The sequence below is a fragment of the Paenibacillus sp. OK003 genome, assembly GCF_900109515.1.
Classification (GTDB): domain Bacteria; phylum Bacillota; class Bacilli; order Paenibacillales; family Paenibacillaceae; genus Paenibacillus; species Paenibacillus marchantiae.
On the sequence record NZ_FOBD01000028.1, the window covers coordinates 1 to 18,198 of the forward strand.

Consider the following 18,198-nt stretch of genomic DNA (forward strand, 5'->3'; position numbering starts at 1 on the left):
GTTCGTCCTGAGCCAGGATCAAACTCTCCAATAAAGTATTGAAAAGAGCGATAAGCTCATTTTGAAACTGACGAGATTAAAAATCTCATTTATTTCGCTTCGAAATCATACAATCCGAAGACATGTACAGATTTCTCAGCGTCGATCTTGCAAGCAAGATCGTTACTCACTCGTTGTTCAGTTTTCAAAGATCAAACTTGTTTGTGTTACTCTTTTCGTTGTCCGCACTGTGTTTCAGCGGCGACTTAAATAATATATCATACTGACGAAACCATTGCAATAGTTTTTTCAAAAAACATTTAATAGATTCTAATCCCCCAATAACCGCACTAAAACTATAGCGAATTTGAGGCTCTATCCCCTTACAATCCCTTCCACATTTATGGGCTTTCTTGATGCTAAAGAAACCTATAAACGAGACTCTACCATACCGTTGTAGGATGACCCTGCTCTTCATACAAAACTCAAAAGGCCGGCTCATCTCAGAGTCGACCTTTGAAGATTAACAGTTTATCAGTTACTTTACAGTGTTATTGCTGTATCCAGGGATTTCTACGCTTTTTGCTGTCAGAACTACGTTTAGTGCTTATGCCTGTGCGTTCTCTTGTTTGTTTCCCGGATACAGATACTTTAGATTTAGCTTTAGCAGCAGGTTTGGCTGTTCTGCGTTTCGCAGTTCCTGTTTTGGCTGCTTGTTTAGGCTTCGCTCCCAGATTGAACTCAGCCTCACTCTCTGCAGAGGACTGGCTTAAGTTAGCCTCGTCACGTCCGCCCTTTTTGCCTTCCCCCTTACCTTGTGGAGGATACAGTTCACCAAATGCACCTAGCGGAGACGGCGGCACCATGTTCTGAGTTGGATATGGGTTTTGATAGGCATACTCCAATGGCTGATTAGGCATCGTGGATGTGGTCATTTCCGGTTGCACCCCGTAAGGATTGTATGTGCCCCACGCTGGGTTCTGGTAGTTATGTGAGGGATATGCGTATTGATGGTTGGGCATATGATGGTTGCCACATCCGCATGGCGGGTACGGAAGCATAGAGTAAGGAGAAATATGAGGCGGTTGGTGGTTCATATGCTCATTGGCCGCAAATGGAGGGTATGGGCTGTTCACTTGACCCGACGGAGCGATCGGATACGAGTTATTCTGCATCTCAGCAGATACGTTCGGCATAACGTTGTTATGATTATACTCCGCGCCGGTCCAAGGCATGTTGGATGTATTGCCTATGGAGTAAGGACTCACCTCAGGTATACCTGGGAATGTAGCATTGTCGTTCGCCCCAGCCGTATACATGTTTTGTGGACTTGTGTATACCTCTTGTGCAGGTACAGGAACTTGGGCATATGGATGCTCGGCAGGAGCATGCAGCATTTTACTGCCGCAACCACATGGAGCTTTAGTCGCAGGCTCAACCTCTGTAGGCCATTTCGTATTGTTAGGTATTACAGGTAAAGGCAGAACTTCAGGTGAGATATTAGGCATCGTATACGTCGGCGCTTCAGTTATCGGTTTTAATTGCACTTCCGATTTGGTGTTTTCTTTTTTCTGAGCTTCCTTCTGCGGCTTCTCTTCAGGAATTTCAGGTAACTGTGGTAACACTTCCACCTCCGGCTTGATATTAGGTACGACCGGATTTGCAGGTACAGGAGCTGGAACCGAATTGGAGACTTCCGGTGCGGGTGCTGGTTCAGGTACTGGGGTTACTGGTACGACTGGAGCCGTTTCTTCTTTAACTCCCGTGTATTCCTTCCCTTCAGGAGACAGCTTCTCATGTGCAACATTGGATGATGCACCATTCCCTGAAGCCGCATTTCCCGGTGCATTCGCTGATGGAATGTACACGGTCTCCCCTACAAGAAGAGCATTAGGATTTTTCAATTGCGGGTTCGCATTGATCATATCTTTCAACGGAACTCCCCAAGCCTGTGACAATTTCCACAATGAATCGCCTTGCTGTACCTTATGACTGTGCAACACGCCTTCCGGCTTTGGTGTTACAGGCTCCGCAGGAATTTTGACCTTCATGCCGATTTCCAACTTGTCGGGATTTGCAATTTGCGGATTAGCTGCGATAATTTTGTCCAACGCTACATTATATTTTTGGGACAGCAGATATAATGTGTCGCCTTTTTTCACCATGTGTATTTTCACTTGGAACTAACCTCCTAGACGTGATACTTGGGCAGTGCATTCGCCCATACCGTTACTACATCCTATGCAGAAATTGGGCCAATGACATCAACTATGCAAAAAAAATCCTTCCCGCCCCAAAAACCGCATACTCCAGGTATGCTGAATTTCAGAGACAAGAAGGATCTTCTGCTTCCCTATTCCGTTCGTTCCATTTAATCTTCCCAAACTTTATAACCGTCTTTGTCGACAATTTGACGGAATGCTTCCAGCAGTCTCAAGGTTACAGGACCTGCGACACCTGTTCCAATCGTTCTGCCGTCCACCTCATAAGCAGCAATAACTTCGGCGGCTGTTCCTGTGAAAAAGACTTCGTCGGCAATGTACACATCATGAAGCGTAAATGGCACTTCTTTTAATTCAAGATCCAGCTCACCGCACAGATCGATAATGGCCTGACGTGTAATTCCCTCCAGTGCACCAAGATAACAAGGTGGCGTATAAACCACACCATTTTTGATGATGAAGATGTTATCACTTGAACCCTCAGTAACGTAACCTTGGGAATTCAGCATAATCGCTTCACCAGCACCTGAGTAGTTAGACTGAATTTTAACAAGAATGTTGTTCAGATAGTTCAATGATTTAATTTTTGGATTAAGTGCATCAGGAATGTTGCGGCGCTGCGATACAGACACGGCTTTCAGCCCAGTAAGATACGCTTCCTCCGGATAGATCGCCAGTTGCTCTACAATGATAATAACGGACGCTTTAGGGCAGCGCAGCGGATCAAGACCCAAGTTACCAGGTCCACGTGAAACGATCAGACGAATATAACCGTTACGCATATCATTGCGACGTACCGTTTCAGCCATCACTTCCAGCATCTCATCATAAGACAACGGAATGTTCAGAGTGATGGATTTAGCTGAATCGTACAAACGATCCAAATGCGCTTTGCATCTGAAAATGTTACCGTTATAAATACGAATACCTTCGAAAATACCGTCTCCATACAAAAATCCGTGATCATATACCGAAACGGTTGCATTCTCCTTGGTCACATATCGACCATCCAAGTAAATCCATTGTTCTGACACCGATGACTGCACCTCCATAAAATTTCCATCCCCTGATTCCGAAACTACATTTATCTCGCTCATTGGACAACAAATGACAAGCTGTTCTTGCACACATTACCCAGTCTTATGACAACCTTCACCAATGTACGTCCTGATTCAGGTCGTTTTCGACGAAGGATATGTATAACACGGATAGCTGCCAAGAACACGTACCTGACAATTCAAAGCCTCAATCTCAGCCATAGCTGCGGTAAGCAATACCGAATCTGCACTTTCCTCAACATCAATGTAAAAATAATAACTCCCCAACCTTTTCTTCGTTGGACGAGATTCCAGTCGCGTCAAGTTCAGCTTCCGCCAGGCAAAAGCCGAAAGCACCTGATGCAATGCACCCGGCGCATCTTCAGGCAATGTAACCAGCAAACTGGTTTTCACATGATCAGGCTCTCGTGGTATCTGAACAGGCTCATGGCCTATCAACACAAAACGAGTATAGTTGTTGTCATGATCGGTAACCCGTTCAGCCATAATGTCCAAACCATGCTTCTGTGCAGCCAGCCTGGTGCCAATCGCGACCCAGCCTTTTCCAGGATTTTTTTTAACAATTTCTACAGCTTCCGCTGTACTGTTCACACCTTCAAGTTCTGCTCCAGGAGAATGCAAGCGAATAAAATTTTGACACTGCGGAATCGCTACGGGATGGGACATGATCTTCGTAATTTTCCCGAAGTCATATTCACCACTCTCTGTCCTGAACTCGGACCCATGTCCGATGACATTCTGAATGGATGGATAAACCCATTCTGCTTGCATCGGAATATCGACTTCGTTAACCAGCCAGTCCATATGCAAACTAACCGAGCCTTCAATCGTATTCTCAATGGGTATAACACTATACTGGGACTTTCCACTATCCGTAGCCCGAAAAACATCAGAAATCAGCTTGGAATGAAGCAATTCCAAAGGTTCCCCATTAAACAGAAAATCTACTGCTTCATGGGAGACTGAACCTTCAGGTAATACTGCAATTCGTTTCATGCGTTAACTTCCCCTTTAAGTCTGTCCATAAAAGGACTTTCATCTTGATCAGGCAGTACGGTAACACCGTCCAGATCCGGATCTAACCATAATGCAGATGCAGTGATGCCTTCCCGGCTCATTGTGTCTATCAAATATTGCTCCAGTTCGAGCTTACGAGTATCATGACGATCTACCAACGTCAAAACGGTAGGTCCAGCTCCACTCAATGCAGCCCCCAGAGCTCCATGACCGACTGCATGTTCCAAGATCTCAGCCATACCGGGTACCAATGATGCCCTGTAGGGTTGATGAATCCGATCAGACATCGCCTTTTGAATCATGTCCAATCTCCCACTTGCCAAAGCCGCAACGAGTAAGGATGATCTGCTTATGTTGTGAATGACATCAGACTTGTCGAACTGCTGCGGAATTACATTTCTTGCTTTCGAAGTGGACAACTCAAAGTCCGGTACGATGACCAAGGTTTGCAAATCCTGATGCGGCTCAATGCGAATATGGTCTACCCGACTGCCATCCCACGCCGCTGTAATGATACCTCCATATAGCGAAGCTCCTACATTATCCGGATGTTTCTCCAGCGACGTAGCCATGTCCAGAAGCTTCGCATCAGATAACGGAGTGCCAATTAATGCATTAGCAGCAGCCAACGCACCCACGATGGCGGATGCACTGCTTCCCAGTCCCCGAGTAAGCGGAATATCGGAATACATGGAAATCTCCAACTCCGGCACGGAGATTCCAGCTTCGTTGAACACCATCTGTGCAACTTCATATATTAGATTGGATTTATCTGTTGGCAGACCCGTCAGATGATCTCCATGTAAATGGAATGTTGTCTGCTCTGCAGGTTTCATCTCAAGCCATGCATACAGAGACAACGCCATGCCCAGGGTATCAAACCCTGGACCAAGATTGGCTGTACTTGCAGGTACCTTAACGATTACCCTTTGCTGCAAACTCATACGGATTGTTGCTCCAGCTGTGCAATTGCCGCCATAACCGCTTCTTCGGAATCTTCCACAACAAGCGGCTCGGTCGCTACCGTTTTGATTGCAATATTAGGATCTTTGAGACCATGTCCTGTCAGTACACAAACCACAGTTTCTCCGCCTTTAAAGTATCCTTCACTCTTCAGTTTGTATACACCAGCAACGGAAGCAGCGGATGCAGGTTCAGCAAAAATCCCTTCACGCGCGGCGATCGTACGATAGGCTGTCAGAATTTCTTCGTCAGTTACATAATTAATCTGTCCGCCAGATTCTTCAGCTGCAGCTACAGCGGTTTTCCAACTTGCTGGATTACCAATTCGAATAGCCGTTGCTACGGTTTCAGGCTCAAGAATTGGTTCACCTTTGACAATCGCCATGGAGCCTTCCGCTTCAAAACCGACCATACGAGGCAGGGAGTTCGATTTGCCTGCTTCTTTATACTCTTTGAACCCTTTCCAGTAAGCCGAGATGTTCCCTGCGTTACCCACCGGAATTGCCAGTACATCAGGTGCCTGACCAAGCTGCTCAATCACTTCAAATGCAGCCGTTTTCTGTCCTTCAATCCGGAACGGATTCACGGAGTTCACGAGCGTAATTGGATGTTTGGCTGTAATCTCACGCACAATTTCCAATGCACGGTCAAAGTTGCCATTAATCGCAATCACTTTAGCTCCATAGATCATGGCTTGAGCCAGTTTACCCAGTGCAATGTTGTTATTTGGGATCAATACAATACAATTCAGACCAGCACGAGCCGCATAGGCTGCTGCTGCCGCTGAAGTATTGCCTGTCGATGCACACATGATCGTGCGGCTGCCTTCTTCCACCGCTTTAGCAACAGCCATAACCATTCCGCGGTCTTTAAATGAACCTGTCGGATTCAGACCTTCATATTTGAAATATAAATTTAAACCAAGTTCCTCGGACAGATTCTCCGCATGAACCAGGGGCGTATTTCCTTCGTGAAGCGTAAGCAGGGGCGTGTTTTCATTAACCGGAAGGTGCTCTTTATACGTTTGCAGTAATCCTTGATATCTCATTGTGGGTAAACTCCTTTGTCGTTAATAATCCGAATATGATTGCATACATCTATATGGTTAAACGTGTACCTTAAACTTGGAATTAAACCTGAACATTTAAACCGGAATTTAGGGACGTATTATCCTTCTACCCGGTACACACTCTTAATGCGACGAATGACGGCAAGGGATTCAAAGTGTTTCAATACTTTATCCATGCTCGCCTTGCTAGCGTTATGCGTAACGATAATGATCTCAGCATCCGGGTTGTGCTCGTTCGGCTGTTGCATAACTGAAGCCAGGCTGACTTCGTATTCAGCGAAGATTTGTGTAATTTGCGCCAGTACCCCTGCCTTGTCATCCACATGCAGCAAAATAAAGTTTTTTGACATTATGTGCTCGTCACTTTGCAGGCGCTTCTGTTTATAAGGTACAATCGCCTTGAGGCCATTCACGCCCAGCTTCAGGTTTTTGATCACAGCCACGATATCTGCGACTACAGAAGTTGCCGTCGGAAGCTCGCCTGCACCCGCACCGTAGAACATTGTCTCACCTACAGCTTCGCCATGTACATATACAGCATTGAACACCCCATTGACGGATGCAATCGGATGATTCTGTCTTACCATCGTCGGCTGAACACTAATGGTGATCTCATCATCCTGACGATCTGCGATACCCAGCAGCTTCATCTCGTAACCGAGTCTTTTGGCATACGTAATATCTTCACGGGTTACAGATGTAATCCCCTTAACGGTCACGTCTTTCAGTTCCACATTGGTGCGGAAGCCCAAAGTGCCCAGAATCGCCATTTTGCGAGCTGCATCGAGCCCTTCGACATCCGAAGTTGGATCGGTTTCTGCGTATCCGAGTGCTTGAGCCTCGGCCAGAACCTCTTCATATGAGGCGCCTTCCTGGCTCATTTTGGTCAAAATAAAGTTCGTTGTTCCGTTCACAATCCCCATAATGCGGGTAATCCGGTCGGATGAGAAACCTTCAATCAGCGTTCTGATGATCGGAATGCCCCCAGCCACACTCGCTTCGTAGAATACATCACATTGCTTTTCCTGTGCCTTGGCCAAAATCTCGGTACCGTGCAGAGCCATCAGATCTTTATTTGCTGTAACGATATGTTTGCCCCGCTCCAGTGCTTCAAGGATGTACTCTTTGGTCTGATCAATACCGCCCATAACTTCCACGATAACATCAATATCCGGGTGACGAATGACTTCCCAAGGATCTTCAGTGAGCTTCGCACGGTCTACGGCAATGACACGATCCTTCTCTGTATTCTTCACTGCAATCTTCTCTATAACGATAGGTGATCCAACCTGACTGCTCAGATCCTCCTGATTTCCTTCCAAAATGCGAACGACCCCAGTACCCACCGTACCCAGGCCCAACAATCCCACTTTTACCGGTTTCACTAACGACCTACCCCCAATGTCTTTTTCTCCTTCACCCCTGTACGAATTAACCATACATACAAACTTATTCCTAAACGTTTTACGATAACGTCTAATTAACCTTGGCCTACAATGCGGGTGCGTCGAACCCCAGGCATATCCTGCATCCGATCGAGCATTTCTCCAATTTCCCCATGAAGATGTGACGTCTCCACTGAAATGACAACGTTGGCCCTTCCCTGGAGCGGGATACTTTGATTAATGGTAAGCACGTTGGCTCCATAACCAGCTACATGTCCGAGCACACGAGACAATATTCCTGACTGATGCTCCAAATCAATGGAGATCGTTACAATTCTCTCCCGTTCAAGCTGATTGATCAAATGGATGCCATCCTTGTATTTATAAAAAGCACTTCGGCTTAATCCAACCTGTTCAACGGCCTCATGAACTGTTTTGACATCCCCGGAAGCCAGCAGTTCTTTTACCTGCATGGTCTTCACCACAGCCTCTGGTAAAATGTCTTCCCGTACTAAGTAATAGCGTTCATTCACAGAACGTCCTCTCCTCAAAGACTCATGTATTCATATAGTGGACATTATAAAGTATCTAATCCAAAAGGGCAATACATTACATGCCTATTTTTGAAAAACTATTCCTAACAGTATACAAGTTTATCCCACGCGCAGGTAAGGAAAAATAAAAAAAACACAGAGCAGCGGGTAATCTCCCACTTCTCTGCGTTTATGTTTTAACCACTATCCGTACTGCGGCCTGCTATCTTAATAATAGCTGCTGCCTTCCACAAATTCGAACTCAAACTCGCCAATACGCACAATGGTGCCCTCTTCAGCTCCGCGTTTACGCAGTTCCGCATCCACACCCATATGACGCAATGTACGCGCCAGTTTGAGAATAGCTTCATGCGAATTCAGCTGCATCCGTTTCATCATACGTTCAATCTTGGCACTCTCGACAACGAAGATTTCATTCTCCCGTACAATACGGAAACCATCGTCCTCTTTTTTGTCCAAGCTGTATACTTTGCGTTCGGATAAGTCAGCAACTTCTTCAACCACTGGCTCGTCGGGAATTTGATCCAGCAGATCAGCCGCACGATACAGGAGCTCTTGAATCCCTTTCCGTGTCAGAGACGAAATAGGCATCACTTCAATATCCGGTTGAACTTCACGAGCCTTCTGCAAAAACTCTTCCAGATTAGCTTCGGAATCCGGCATGTCCATTTTATTAGCTGCTACAACCTGTGGTCTCTCAGCGAGGACAGGATTGTACAATTTGAGTTCCTCGTTGATTTTCTGCCAGTCTTCGAACGGATCACGTCCTTCTGAACCAGACATGTCAACAACATGAACGATAATACGTGTACGTTCTACGTGACGCAAGAACTCATGTCCAAGTCCAATACCTTCATGAGCACCTTCAATCAGACCAGGCAAGTCGGCCATAACAAAGCTGCGACCTTCACCCACACCAACAACACCCAGGTTAGGTGTAATGGTTGTAAAATGATACGCTCCAATCTTTGGCTTGGCTGCCGAAACAACAGACAACAGTGTAGATTTTCCCACACTTGGGAAACCAACCAAACCGACATCTGCCATGACCTTAAGCTCAAGTACGATGTAACGTTCTTGACCTTCTTCGCCATTTTCGGCCAGTTCTGGCGCTGGATTGTTAGCCGTGGCAAAACGAATGTTTCCCCGGCCGCCTCGGCCGCCACGAGCAACAACAACCTGTTGACCATGACGTGTCAAATCAGCCAGTACTTCTCCACTGTCTTCATCCAAAATCACGGTTCCAGGTGGAATGCGTACAATCATGTTCTCAGCGTTCGCGCCATGCTGGCTTTTATTACGTCCCTTCTCACCACGAGGAGCCTTGAAGTGACGCTGGTAACGGAAATCCATCAACGTACGCAGACCTTCATCCACACGGAAAATGATGTCAGCTCCTCTACCTCCATCACCCCCGGCAGGTCCGCCGTTTGGTACATACTTCTCACGACGAAACGAAATAATTCCGTCTCCTCCGTCTCCGGCTTTCACATAAATCTTCGCTTTATCTACAAACATTGGTTAACCCCTTCTTCCTATATTCCGCAAGGCATTCTGAATTGTATAAACGTATCCTCAGACGGAAGCTGCTCCGTTCTGACTTTTTTTCCTTTGAGTACGGCATTGAGCTGCCGCAATGTTTCCGGATCGGGTGTTTGATCCCCATCCAGCCGGACAACCACATCTCCGTGATCCTGTCCGAAGTTCAAGGTCAGTTTGCGAACCTCTCCCCAAGACGACCGGCCGCCGCCATATTGATAGGCTCGAATCGCATCGGCAATCGCCCCCGTAAGCGACTCGCCATCCTCGGGAGAGACCAGAGCACTAAGCTGTAACTCTTCCTCTACGACCACATGCAATTCCAGAGCGACTCCACTGGTCCGGAAAGATTGAAGATAAAATACGAGTGAAGGAATACCCAATCTGGAGATTCGGCTTTCTTCGTTAACCCGCTCTACTATTCTTTCCACACATTGCACTGATTTATCAAGTTTGCCCAGTCTAAGATATCCATACAATACCTGAAGATCGTTCATCCAATCATGCCTATGATGATTTAGTGATGCAATTGCTGTCTTTTCCATAGATTGTATGATGGTTCTGCGTTCCGCCTCTGCTTGTCTCTTCATCACATTCACAGAAACAAAAAGCACCGCGACGGACCACAATGCGTATACAGCAATTGATATAACTACTGGATACAGCATAACGAAAACCAAAGGAATCAGAAGTGAACATGCCGCAATCCAGGGCACTCTTTTCCAAGATTTCATGGCTTCTCCCCGTTCTACAAAACTCGGTTGGTTTAATCCCCACCGTAACCAAGTATAACATGTCTTTTCTGCCAGTTCATTATCGAATAACCTATAAATACAAAAAGCCTCCGGCAAAAATGCCGAAGGCTCCTTAGGCGGAATGCCGATATTATGCTTCTACTGCAGCTGCTACTGGAGCAACATTCACAGGGTAGATGCTTACTTTTTTACGATCGCGTCCCCAACGTTCGAATTTCACAACGCCGTCAACTTTCGCAAACAAAGTGTCATCTTTACCGATACCCACGTTAGTACCTGGGTGAATTTTCGTTCCGCGTTGGCGAACGAGAATGCTACCACCAGTTACTGTTTGACCGTCAGCACGTTTAACGCCAAGGCGTTGTGCGTTACTGTCACGACCATTCTTCGTGGAACCTACACCTTTTTTCGATGCGAATAACTGAAGATTTAATTTCAACATGATTGGTTGTCCTCCTTCTTTAATTATTTGACTTGCTCTATCTGAATATACTTTCCGTATGACTCTGCAATATCAGTGAGCATAAGCACCATGGATTCGAGTAGCAATTGTACCTGGGACCAGGTTCCGTCTTTCTCCAACACCGGTAAAGAAGCGCTTAAAAAGCCATTCTTCATCTTGGCGTCCATTTCGACACCAGTCAGTGTTTCAATCGAGTTCACCGTACCCACTGTAACAGCAGATACCCCGGCACATACGATGTCTTCTCCTCGCTTGGCAAAATTAGCATGCCCTTTGATGGAGAAACGATCGATGCTCCCGTCATCATTACGAAAGACTTGAACGATAATCACTTATCGCACCTTCTTACGCTTTGATTGCTTCGATAGTTACTTTTGTATACGGTTGACGGTGACCTTGCTTCACATGGTAGTTCTTTTTAGGTTTGTATTTGTATACAACAACCTTTTGTCCTTTGCCATGTTTCTCCACTTTAGCCGTTACAGTTGCTCCGGAAACCAATGGTGTACCTGCTGTCAAACCTTGATCGTTAGATACAGCCAGGACACGGTCGAACGTTACGCTTTCGCCATCGTTCGCAGTCAATTTCTCGATGAACAGAACATCGCCCTCTTGGACTTTGTACTGTTTGCCACCTGTTTCAATAATTGCGTACATTTGCCTTGCACCTCCTCATGTCTCAGACTCGCCCGGTCTCAGGTGACAGTATCCTTGCGGAACTGTTCTTGTACCCGGCCAGTGCGGTTACAGCATGTGCAAGACCAATAGGCTAAACACATACCTGATGATTATACCACCAACTATACTAAAAATCAATGCAACGGCGAAATATATCTTTTACCTGTCCCATGACAGGAAGAACACGGCTCCACGTAAGGGAGCGTGCTCTCTTCCCGTACCTTCTTACGGGTAAGTTCGAGCAACCCCAGCTTGGTCCAACCCATTACAAAAGCCTTGGTTCGATCCTTCTTGAGTTCATTTTCCAGCGTTACCGCAACTTCATGCCGGTTCATTGCTTCCTCCATATCAATGAAGTCCACAATAATCATGCCGCCGATATCCCGCAGACGCATTAAACGGGCAATCTCAACCGCTGCCTGCATGTTCGTTTCCGTTACGGTCTCTTCCAGACTGTCACCGCCAGCTCCTGTGTACTTGCCTGTATTGACATCAACTACAGTGAGTGCCTCGGTATGATCAATGACAATATATCCACCTCCAGGCAGCCATACCTTGCGGGCAAAATCCTTGTTCAACTGCTCCTGCACACGATAAGCAGCAAAAATTGACTCTTCTCCCCTATACACCTGTACTTTAGGTTGATGGCCTGGACAGATTTCCTCCAGCAATGCACTCAATTCACGGGCTTGTGCTTCATTATCCGTAATGACTTCATCGCTGCCAGGCGTATACACATCACGAATGATCCGCTGAACCATACCGTGATCCCGATGCAGCAGGCTTGGTGAAGGCAAACTATCCGCTTTTTCACGAATCAGACGCCACTGCTCACGTAATGTTTCCAGGTCGGATTGAATGGCTTCCCTCTGTTCCTCTCCGGATACGGTTCGTATGATAAGCCCCTCTTCGTCCCGTCTCAGTTGTTCACCCAACGTCTTGAGGCGGGATCGATCCCCCTCACGGGCAATTTTCTTGGAGACGGCTACATAATCCGCTAAAGGCATGTAGACAAGCCAGCGCCCCGGCAGCGAATAATGAGTTGTCACCCGGGCTCCCTTGCTTCCTACTGGCTCCTTCAGGACTTGGACGATTACATCCTGACCTGGACGAAGCAGCTCCGAAATTGAAGGCTTCACTTTGGGTTGTTTCTCCAGATTGGGATGCAATACATCGTCCACATACAGAAAAGCATTCTTTTTCTGACCGATATCCACAAAAGCAGCTTGCATACCTGGTAACACGTTCACTACCCGTCCTTTGAAATACGAACCCAGCAGTCCACGCTCGCGTGTTCGCTCTGCCATGAATTCTACAGCTTTGCCTTCTTCCAGAAGCGCCATTTGCATGAGGTTATGTTCATTATGTACAATCATTTGTTTCATGGCTTCACCTCTAGAAGACTATTCAATTCATCCACATCCATTCTGTATCTTTGCCATACTCATTGTACATGTATTAACCCAATTCAGGACAAATCCACCAAGTTGCTACAACTTATCCGTGTCTTGTTTGAAATAAGAACCGATGATTCGCTGCTCAGGCAAAACGGCCATGATTCTTCCCTGTCTATTCATCACATATATCATATGGTATCTTTCTCTCTTTAATAGACGCAAAATAGGCTCCAAAGGTTTCGCCGGAAATGAGATTATCGGCTGCGCCAAACTGCCTGTAGCTGCATGACGGGTGAATGCACTTTCACGATTCATCAGAAATCGGATAAACCGGTAGGGAATATTTCGGTAATCGGTCACATTGGAATAGAACAGAAAAATTCCGATCAACAGAATATTTAAAGGCAGCCCGTAATCACCGGTAAACCAGCGACCGATGGCAACCAAGATAACTCCTGCGCTACACAGAATACTGATTCTGTAAGTCCACAATAATGTCGTATAGTAAGGAGCAGCAAGACTAACGAGTGCCTGTACAATTTTACCACCATCTAACGGCAACACCGGTAGCAGGTTAAATAGGGCAATCAGCAGATTCCCCTGTATAATATAATCCAAAAAAAGTGGGTCTCCCAGGTTCACGTATTTCAGCAATAAAACAACTCCAACCATGAGCATATTTTGAAAAGGCCCTGCCAAAGCGATAATGATCTCCCGACGGGCTGTTATATTTCCTGCATCCTCAATAACGGCGACACCGCCAAAAGGAAGCATCTGTATCGAAAGGACACGGCAGCCCAGAAGGGCTGCCGCTGCAGCATGTCCACATTCATGAATAAAAACGATGGCAAACAGCGTGATGAGTTCAATAAAGTTCCCGGTCAACAGGGAAGCCATCATGATAATCACAAAAAAAGGATGAAACGAGATACGCACACCCCATAACCTAATCAAGGGCAACCACTTCCGCTGGGTCTACGTACTGCTCGCCCTCTTTTACCGCAAAATATAATGTGGCAGGTTGATCATTTCCGGTCTCCTTTAGGCTGCCGACCGCGTCACCTGCTTCAACCCAATCATTCACCTGGACTTCACTTTCGTTCAAGCGTCCGTATATGGCTGTAACTTGACCCGAGTGCTGGATTACAACCGTTGTCCCATTTTCCGGATCATCCAGTACTTGAAGTACTCGCCCAGCATCTGAACTGACTACTTGAACAAGTCCTGTACCGCCAGCTTCGGGAACAATCTCAATGCCTTTCATGCTCAGTGCAAAAGGCTGAACGATGGTGCCCGAGATCGGTTTGCCGAGCAGGTGTCGGATACCCGAGACATTCACAGGATCGGTGGTATGTCCAAGAACGGGCAGGAATGATGGCGTTCCGCCAAAATGCTTTTCGTACCAGGCAGCGGCATAGGCAAAATCCATATCCCGATGCAGCACATCGGCGATCACGGTTTTGGCAGGTGTTGTCCACGAGGTGTTCAACTGGAACAAGCCCCAGACTCCGCCGAATAACAATATGCTAACCACCGTTCGACCTACGAATGACTTCATCAGATTGAAGCGTGGATGGCCGCCAGGACCATAATGCCCGTTCTCTTTTTTCCACAGCCACTCCGGATCCCTTTCCTGTTCTGCCAGCGAAGATCTTGCCGTTCGTGGATTTTCTTGTATATCCATAGACGAGAACGGATTACGTTGCGCAGATGTACGCTTATCGGATACCGAGCCCGATTCTCGCTGCTGCATAATTTCTTCCGTAGCACCATCCATTAACCGCCGAATGCGCTCTTCTCTTCTCTGCTTGATTCTGAGTTTCGTATTCATGGAATGTCCTCCCGCCGAGGCTTGTTTACTACATCCTATGAGGGGCTCGTTCATAATATGAACAAGCTTCGGCTGGAAGCAAAAATAACCCCACAACGTGGAGTCCTATTGTGAAGTACATATCCCGTTCTATACAAGACGCCTTTAATAAAAGGCTCCATAATATTCAAAAAGCCGGGCTTGAGGGCCACGGCTGTCATACATGAATGTGATGAGAAAGAGCGAGTTAACCCATTCCAAAAAACTTCTTAAAACGTGTGAAAGCACCCTTTTTTTGCTCCAATTGCATCAGAGGAACGGTATCTCCCAGAATACGACGGGCAATATTACGATAGGCAATGGCCGCAAGTGAATCCGGATTCATTACTGTAGGCTCTCCCGAGTTGGCTGCCTTGATGACAAGCTCATCATCAGGAACGATCCCGATCAGATCAATATTAAGTACTTGTAAAATGCCGTCAATGTCGAGCATGTCACCTGATTTGACCATATTGTTACGGATACGGTTCACGACCAGTTTTGGTGAGTGAATGTGTGAACTTTCCAGCAAACCAATGACACGGTCCGCATCACGGACAGCCGCATTTTCTGGTGTAGTGACCACAATCGCCTGGTCAGCTCCTGCAACCGCATTTTTGAACCCCTGCTCAATTCCGGCTGGACAATCAATAATGACGTATTCAAAATCTTTTTTTAATTCGAGAATAATATCCTTCACCTGTTCTGGTGACACAGAGTTCTTATCTCTCGTTTGTGCTGCAGGCAGCATATATAATTCTTCGAAACGTTTATCTTTGACCAAAGCCTGATTCAGTCGGCAGCGGCCGTCTGCAACGTCGCACAGATCATAAATGATCCGGTTTTCGAGTCCCATCACGACATCCAGATTACGAAGGCCGATATCGGTATCTACCAGACAAACCTTTTTGCCGAGCAGCGCCAGCGCTGTCCCGATGTTTGCCGAGGTGGTTGTTTTACCCACGCCGCCTTTACCCGAAGTGATCACGATCGCCTCTCCCATGAGCTACACTCCTTTAAACACATTAAAATCTCGGCGCAACCGAACGATATTGCTCATCTTGTCGATCTGCATCTGATTGTCCTGTAAATAAGCAAATTCCATTCCGGTCTCTCGGCTCTCCCACTCATCGGGAGGACGGCTGATGATGTCAGCGATCCGCAGCTGCGTTGGTGCAAACACCGAAGCAGCAATGATCGAATCTTCGTCCCCACCAATTCCAGCATGAGCCATGCCTCTGAGTGAACCCAAAACATATATATCTCCGGTACACGTTACTGTGCCCCCCGGATTGATATCACCAAGAAACAGCAGATTCCCTTCATGATGAAGCACCTGACCCGAACGTACCATACCACACATGGTTACAATCGGCGGCGGCCCTTTAACCTGTGGTTTAAGGGCCGGTGAATCGATGGAACGAATGAGCAAATTCCCTTTTTGTTTCAATATATCAAGAATTGCTTCTTTCTGGTCCTCCGTCACTTCCCGGCTGCCCAGTTTGATATCCACATGAACAATCGGTCCGGTTAAAATATTTTGATGGCTGTGTTCCAGCTTATAGCGGAGCTCGTAGAGCAATTCCTCGAATTCACATTGATCGTCCAACAGGAAAACCAGGCCGTCTCGGATGCCTTTAATCGTTACGTGATTCGATTTTACCGTCATAAGCCTGTCCCTCCCATCTCATTACATTTCGTGCCCGGGTCCCCAAGTTCCTGCTTCTCACTCCATAAATGTATCAAGAAGCTTCTTGTGCTTTGCTCTTTCTCTTACCAATCCGCTCCAGTTGTTTCCGTAGAGGAACATAAATGATTAGCGCGAACACAAAATGAATGAACAAATTGGGAATCATGTATTCAAGCAATGCCCAGTCAAATGTCACATGATTGAGTTGGAAGAGCTTGTAAAGAAAGAATAACATGGTGTCATTCAGCAGACTTCCCAAAAGGACGACGGAAACCATAACCGGCAGTGGTGCGCGCGGCGCTTGAAAAATAAGTCCCATCATATATGCCGATAATCCCATCGAGAATCCGTATGGTCCAATCATTTCCCCGTAGAATACGACATCGTGCAATAGTCCAAAACATATGCCAAGCACCAACGCCGTGTGCCGATGATGATATACAGCAATAAACAAAATCACGATGTAGACCAGGTTGGCAGAAATACGCATTTGCCAGGCCGAAGGAATGAGCAGCGGAAGGATCGTTCCTTCCGCAATGAACAAAACGAACAGCAACAGAAACAAGACTTGCTTGCGCGTCACCATTACTCTTTTACCTCAGGCGGGATAATCACAATCAGCTCTTTCCAGTCCAGAAAGCTTGCATATGGCTTAATTGTAGCTGTTTGTGTTAAACCATATTCACTTTTCTCAACACTCTTCACTTCTCCGATACGCATGTACTTTGGAAAATTGTTGATAATCCCGGAGGAGATGATTTCATCACCCTTTTTGATATCTGAATCTTCCGAGATCTTGGTCATTTTGAGCATTCCAGACTTTGGATCATAACTCTCAATCATGCCAAACACTTTTTCTTTACCAACCGCTGTAGCTGCAATGGCATTGGAAGTAGGATCATTGGCGTCCATGGACGTTAACAGATTAACCGTTGACGTGTATGAACTGACATGACTGACAACCCCTACCAGCCCCTCCTGCGAAGTCACAGCCATCCCGGCCTTGATTCCCGCATTTTCACCAATGTCGATATTAATCGTTCTGCTGTTCGGGTCGGAGTTGGCACTAATGACTTGAGCAATTCGTGAACCGTAGTTATACCGATTCTTTTGTTCTTCGGTAAAATTGAGAGCTTTCTGGAGCTGTTCGTTCACCTGCTCCATATCATTGTATTTCAGCCGATCCCGGGTATAGTGCCCCATCGCAATACGAAGCTCTTCATTTTCTTGATATACCGTACGCATGTTCGCCAAATCTTTGAAAAAGCCCGCTACAGAAGAAGCGGGCTTGTAAAATACGTATTGTACAAATCCGACTGAATCCTTCAGGAATTTCTCCGGCCAGGATAGAGCGGTTCGCGGACCGAGCGTAAAGCCCATTAACGCGATAAATGTAACAAGGCCCACCAGCAAAACAAAAAGTCTTTTGTTACCCAGCAGTTTAAACAGTTCGACCACCCTCTAACATCCATTATTCTCTTCCGAGCCATGCCCGGCGGGGAGACTGTCAGACTTATAGTCCCATCGAGAATATCAGCCGATTCTCCCCGGGTATGCGGGTAATAGCTCTCCCGGGGTTA

General features: G+C 46.5%; 19 protein-coding genes and 1 other annotated feature. All 19 genes read right to left on the minus strand.

What is annotated here, in order from left to right:
• Window positions 1-530: 530 nt before the first annotated feature.
• The 19 genes from BMW94_RS28285 to mreC all read right to left on the minus strand — a co-directional run bounded on the left by BMW94_RS28285 (window position 531) and on the right by mreC (window position 18,076).
• The gene (locus BMW94_RS28285; RefSeq protein WP_091001959.1) at window positions 531-2,156 is read right to left on the minus strand and encodes a LysM peptidoglycan-binding domain-containing protein; all 1,626 of its coding nucleotides are present in this window, start codon (window positions 2,154-2,156) and stop codon (window positions 531-533) included.
• Window positions 2,157-2,350: 194 nt separating this feature from the next.
• The gene (gene ilvE / locus BMW94_RS28290; RefSeq protein ID WP_091001997.1) at window positions 2,351-3,235 is read right to left on the minus strand and encodes a branched-chain-amino-acid transaminase; all 885 of its coding nucleotides are present in this window, start codon (window positions 3,233-3,235) and stop codon (window positions 2,351-2,353) included.
• 138 nt (window positions 3,236-3,373) lie between these two features.
• Window positions 3,374-4,255 carry a prephenate dehydratase gene (pheA, locus tag BMW94_RS28295; protein ID WP_091001960.1) on the minus strand — a complete coding sequence of 294 codons (882 nt, stop codon included), beginning with the start codon at window positions 4,253-4,255 and terminating at the stop codon, window positions 3,374-3,376.
• Window positions 4,252-5,220: a homoserine kinase gene (thrB, locus tag BMW94_RS28300; RefSeq protein WP_091001961.1), complete on the minus strand. Its 969-nt coding sequence runs from the start codon at window positions 5,218-5,220 to the stop codon at window positions 4,252-4,254. Before thrB ends, pheA begins: the two co-directional genes overlap by 4 nt.
• Window positions 5,217-6,287, minus strand: a complete 1,071-nt coding sequence (thrC, locus tag BMW94_RS28305) for a threonine synthase (protein ID WP_091001962.1) — start codon at window positions 6,285-6,287, stop codon at window positions 5,217-5,219. Before thrC ends, thrB begins: the two co-directional genes overlap by 4 nt.
• Window positions 6,288-6,406: 119 nt before the next feature.
• Window positions 6,407-7,693 (minus strand): homoserine dehydrogenase, encoded by a 1,287-nt coding sequence (locus tag BMW94_RS28310; RefSeq protein ID WP_091001963.1) that lies wholly within the window; start codon window positions 7,691-7,693, stop codon window positions 6,407-6,409.
• Between the two features lie 95 nt (window positions 7,694-7,788).
• Window positions 7,789-8,226 (minus strand): ACT domain-containing protein, encoded by a 438-nt coding sequence (locus BMW94_RS28315; RefSeq protein ID WP_024633956.1) that lies wholly within the window; start codon window positions 8,224-8,226, stop codon window positions 7,789-7,791.
• A gap of 228 nt (window positions 8,227-8,454) precedes the next feature.
• A complete protein-coding gene (obgE, locus tag BMW94_RS28320) occupies window positions 8,455-9,765 on the minus strand; it encodes a GTPase ObgE (protein ID WP_091001964.1) in 1,311 nt (436 codons plus the stop codon).
• A gap of 17 nt (window positions 9,766-9,782) precedes the next feature.
• Complete coding sequence (locus BMW94_RS28325) at window positions 9,783-10,520, minus strand: Spo0B domain-containing protein (protein WP_091001965.1); 738 nt, start codon at window positions 10,518-10,520, stop codon at window positions 9,783-9,785.
• A gap of 151 nt (window positions 10,521-10,671) precedes the next feature.
• Window positions 10,672-10,983: a 50S ribosomal protein L27 gene (gene rpmA / locus BMW94_RS28330; RefSeq protein WP_024633959.1), complete on the minus strand. Its 312-nt coding sequence runs from the start codon at window positions 10,981-10,983 to the stop codon at window positions 10,672-10,674.
• Between the two features lie 23 nt (window positions 10,984-11,006).
• Complete coding sequence (locus tag BMW94_RS28335; protein ID WP_079347324.1) at window positions 11,007-11,336, minus strand: ribosomal-processing cysteine protease Prp; 330 nt, start codon at window positions 11,334-11,336, stop codon at window positions 11,007-11,009.
• A 13-nt stretch (window positions 11,337-11,349) separates the two neighbouring features.
• Entirely contained in the window at window positions 11,350-11,661 is a 312-nt protein-coding gene (gene rplU / locus BMW94_RS28340) for a 50S ribosomal protein L21 (RefSeq protein WP_062328098.1), read from the minus strand.
• A 14-nt stretch (window positions 11,662-11,675) separates the two neighbouring features.
• Window positions 11,676-11,760: a sequence feature (ribosomal protein L21 leader region), on the minus strand.
• Between the two features lie 56 nt (window positions 11,761-11,816).
• Window positions 11,817-13,067, minus strand: a complete 1,251-nt coding sequence (locus BMW94_RS28345) for an Rne/Rng family ribonuclease (protein WP_091001966.1) — start codon at window positions 13,065-13,067, stop codon at window positions 11,817-11,819.
• Between the two features lie 105 nt (window positions 13,068-13,172).
• Window positions 13,173-14,033, minus strand: coding sequence for a M50 family metallopeptidase (locus BMW94_RS28350; RefSeq protein WP_091001967.1), 861 nt, complete (start codon window positions 14,031-14,033; stop codon window positions 13,173-13,175).
• A complete protein-coding gene (locus BMW94_RS28355; RefSeq protein ID WP_175480874.1) occupies window positions 14,026-14,910 on the minus strand; it encodes a M23 family metallopeptidase in 885 nt (294 codons plus the stop codon). The genes BMW94_RS28350 and BMW94_RS28355 overlap by 8 nt, the downstream gene beginning before the upstream one ends.
• Window positions 14,911-15,136: 226 nt before the next feature.
• A complete protein-coding gene (gene minD / locus BMW94_RS28360) occupies window positions 15,137-15,931 on the minus strand; it encodes a septum site-determining protein MinD (protein ID WP_091001969.1) in 795 nt (264 codons plus the stop codon).
• 3 nt (window positions 15,932-15,934) lie between these two features.
• Entirely contained in the window at window positions 15,935-16,597 is a 663-nt protein-coding gene (gene minC / locus BMW94_RS28365) for a septum site-determining protein MinC (RefSeq protein ID WP_091001970.1), read from the minus strand.
• A gap of 73 nt (window positions 16,598-16,670) precedes the next feature.
• Window positions 16,671-17,204, minus strand: coding sequence for a rod shape-determining protein MreD (locus tag BMW94_RS28370; RefSeq protein WP_091001971.1), 534 nt, complete (start codon window positions 17,202-17,204; stop codon window positions 16,671-16,673).
• Window positions 17,204-18,076 carry a rod shape-determining protein MreC gene (mreC, locus tag BMW94_RS28375; protein ID WP_091001972.1) on the minus strand — a complete coding sequence of 291 codons (873 nt, stop codon included), beginning with the start codon at window positions 18,074-18,076 and terminating at the stop codon, window positions 17,204-17,206. The genes BMW94_RS28370 and mreC overlap by 1 nt, the downstream gene beginning before the upstream one ends.
• Between the last annotated feature and the right edge of the window lie 122 nt (window positions 18,077-18,198).

What these genes read in the sequence shown, in the direction of transcription:
- pheA (WP_091001960.1), bottom strand. Translation starts at nt 4,255, where the DNA reads ATGAAACGAATTGCAGTATTACCTGAAGGTTCAGTCTCCCATGAAGCA.
- BMW94_RS28355 (WP_175480874.1), bottom strand. Translation starts at nt 14,910, where the DNA reads ATGAATACGAAACTCAGAATCAAGCAGAGAAGAGAAGAGCGCATTCGG.
- obgE (WP_091001964.1), bottom strand. Translation starts at nt 9,765, where the DNA reads ATGTTTGTAGATAAAGCGAAGATTTATGTGAAAGCCGGAGACGGAGGA.
- thrC (WP_091001962.1), bottom strand. Translation starts at nt 6,287, where the DNA reads ATGAGATATCAAGGATTACTGCAAACGTATAAAGAGCACCTTCCGGTT.
- rplU (WP_062328098.1), bottom strand. Translation starts at nt 11,661, where the DNA reads ATGTACGCAATTATTGAAACAGGTGGCAAACAGTACAAAGTCCAAGAG.
- BMW94_RS28325 (WP_091001965.1), bottom strand. Translation starts at nt 10,520, where the DNA reads ATGAAATCTTGGAAAAGAGTGCCCTGGATTGCGGCATGTTCACTTCTG.
- thrB (WP_091001961.1), bottom strand. Translation starts at nt 5,220, where the DNA reads ATGAGTTTGCAGCAAAGGGTAATCGTTAAGGTACCTGCAAGTACAGCC.
- BMW94_RS28345 (WP_091001966.1), bottom strand. Translation starts at nt 13,067, where the DNA reads ATGAAACAAATGATTGTACATAATGAACATAACCTCATGCAAATGGCG.
- minC (WP_091001970.1), bottom strand. Translation starts at nt 16,597, where the DNA reads ATGACGGTAAAATCGAATCACGTAACGATTAAAGGCATCCGAGACGGC.
- BMW94_RS28370 (WP_091001971.1), bottom strand. Translation starts at nt 17,204, where the DNA reads ATGGTGACGCGCAAGCAAGTCTTGTTTCTGTTGCTGTTCGTTTTGTTC.
- rpmA (WP_024633959.1), bottom strand. Translation starts at nt 10,983, where the DNA reads ATGTTGAAATTAAATCTTCAGTTATTCGCATCGAAAAAAGGTGTAGGT.
- minD (WP_091001969.1), bottom strand. Translation starts at nt 15,931, where the DNA reads ATGGGAGAGGCGATCGTGATCACTTCGGGTAAAGGCGGCGTGGGTAAA.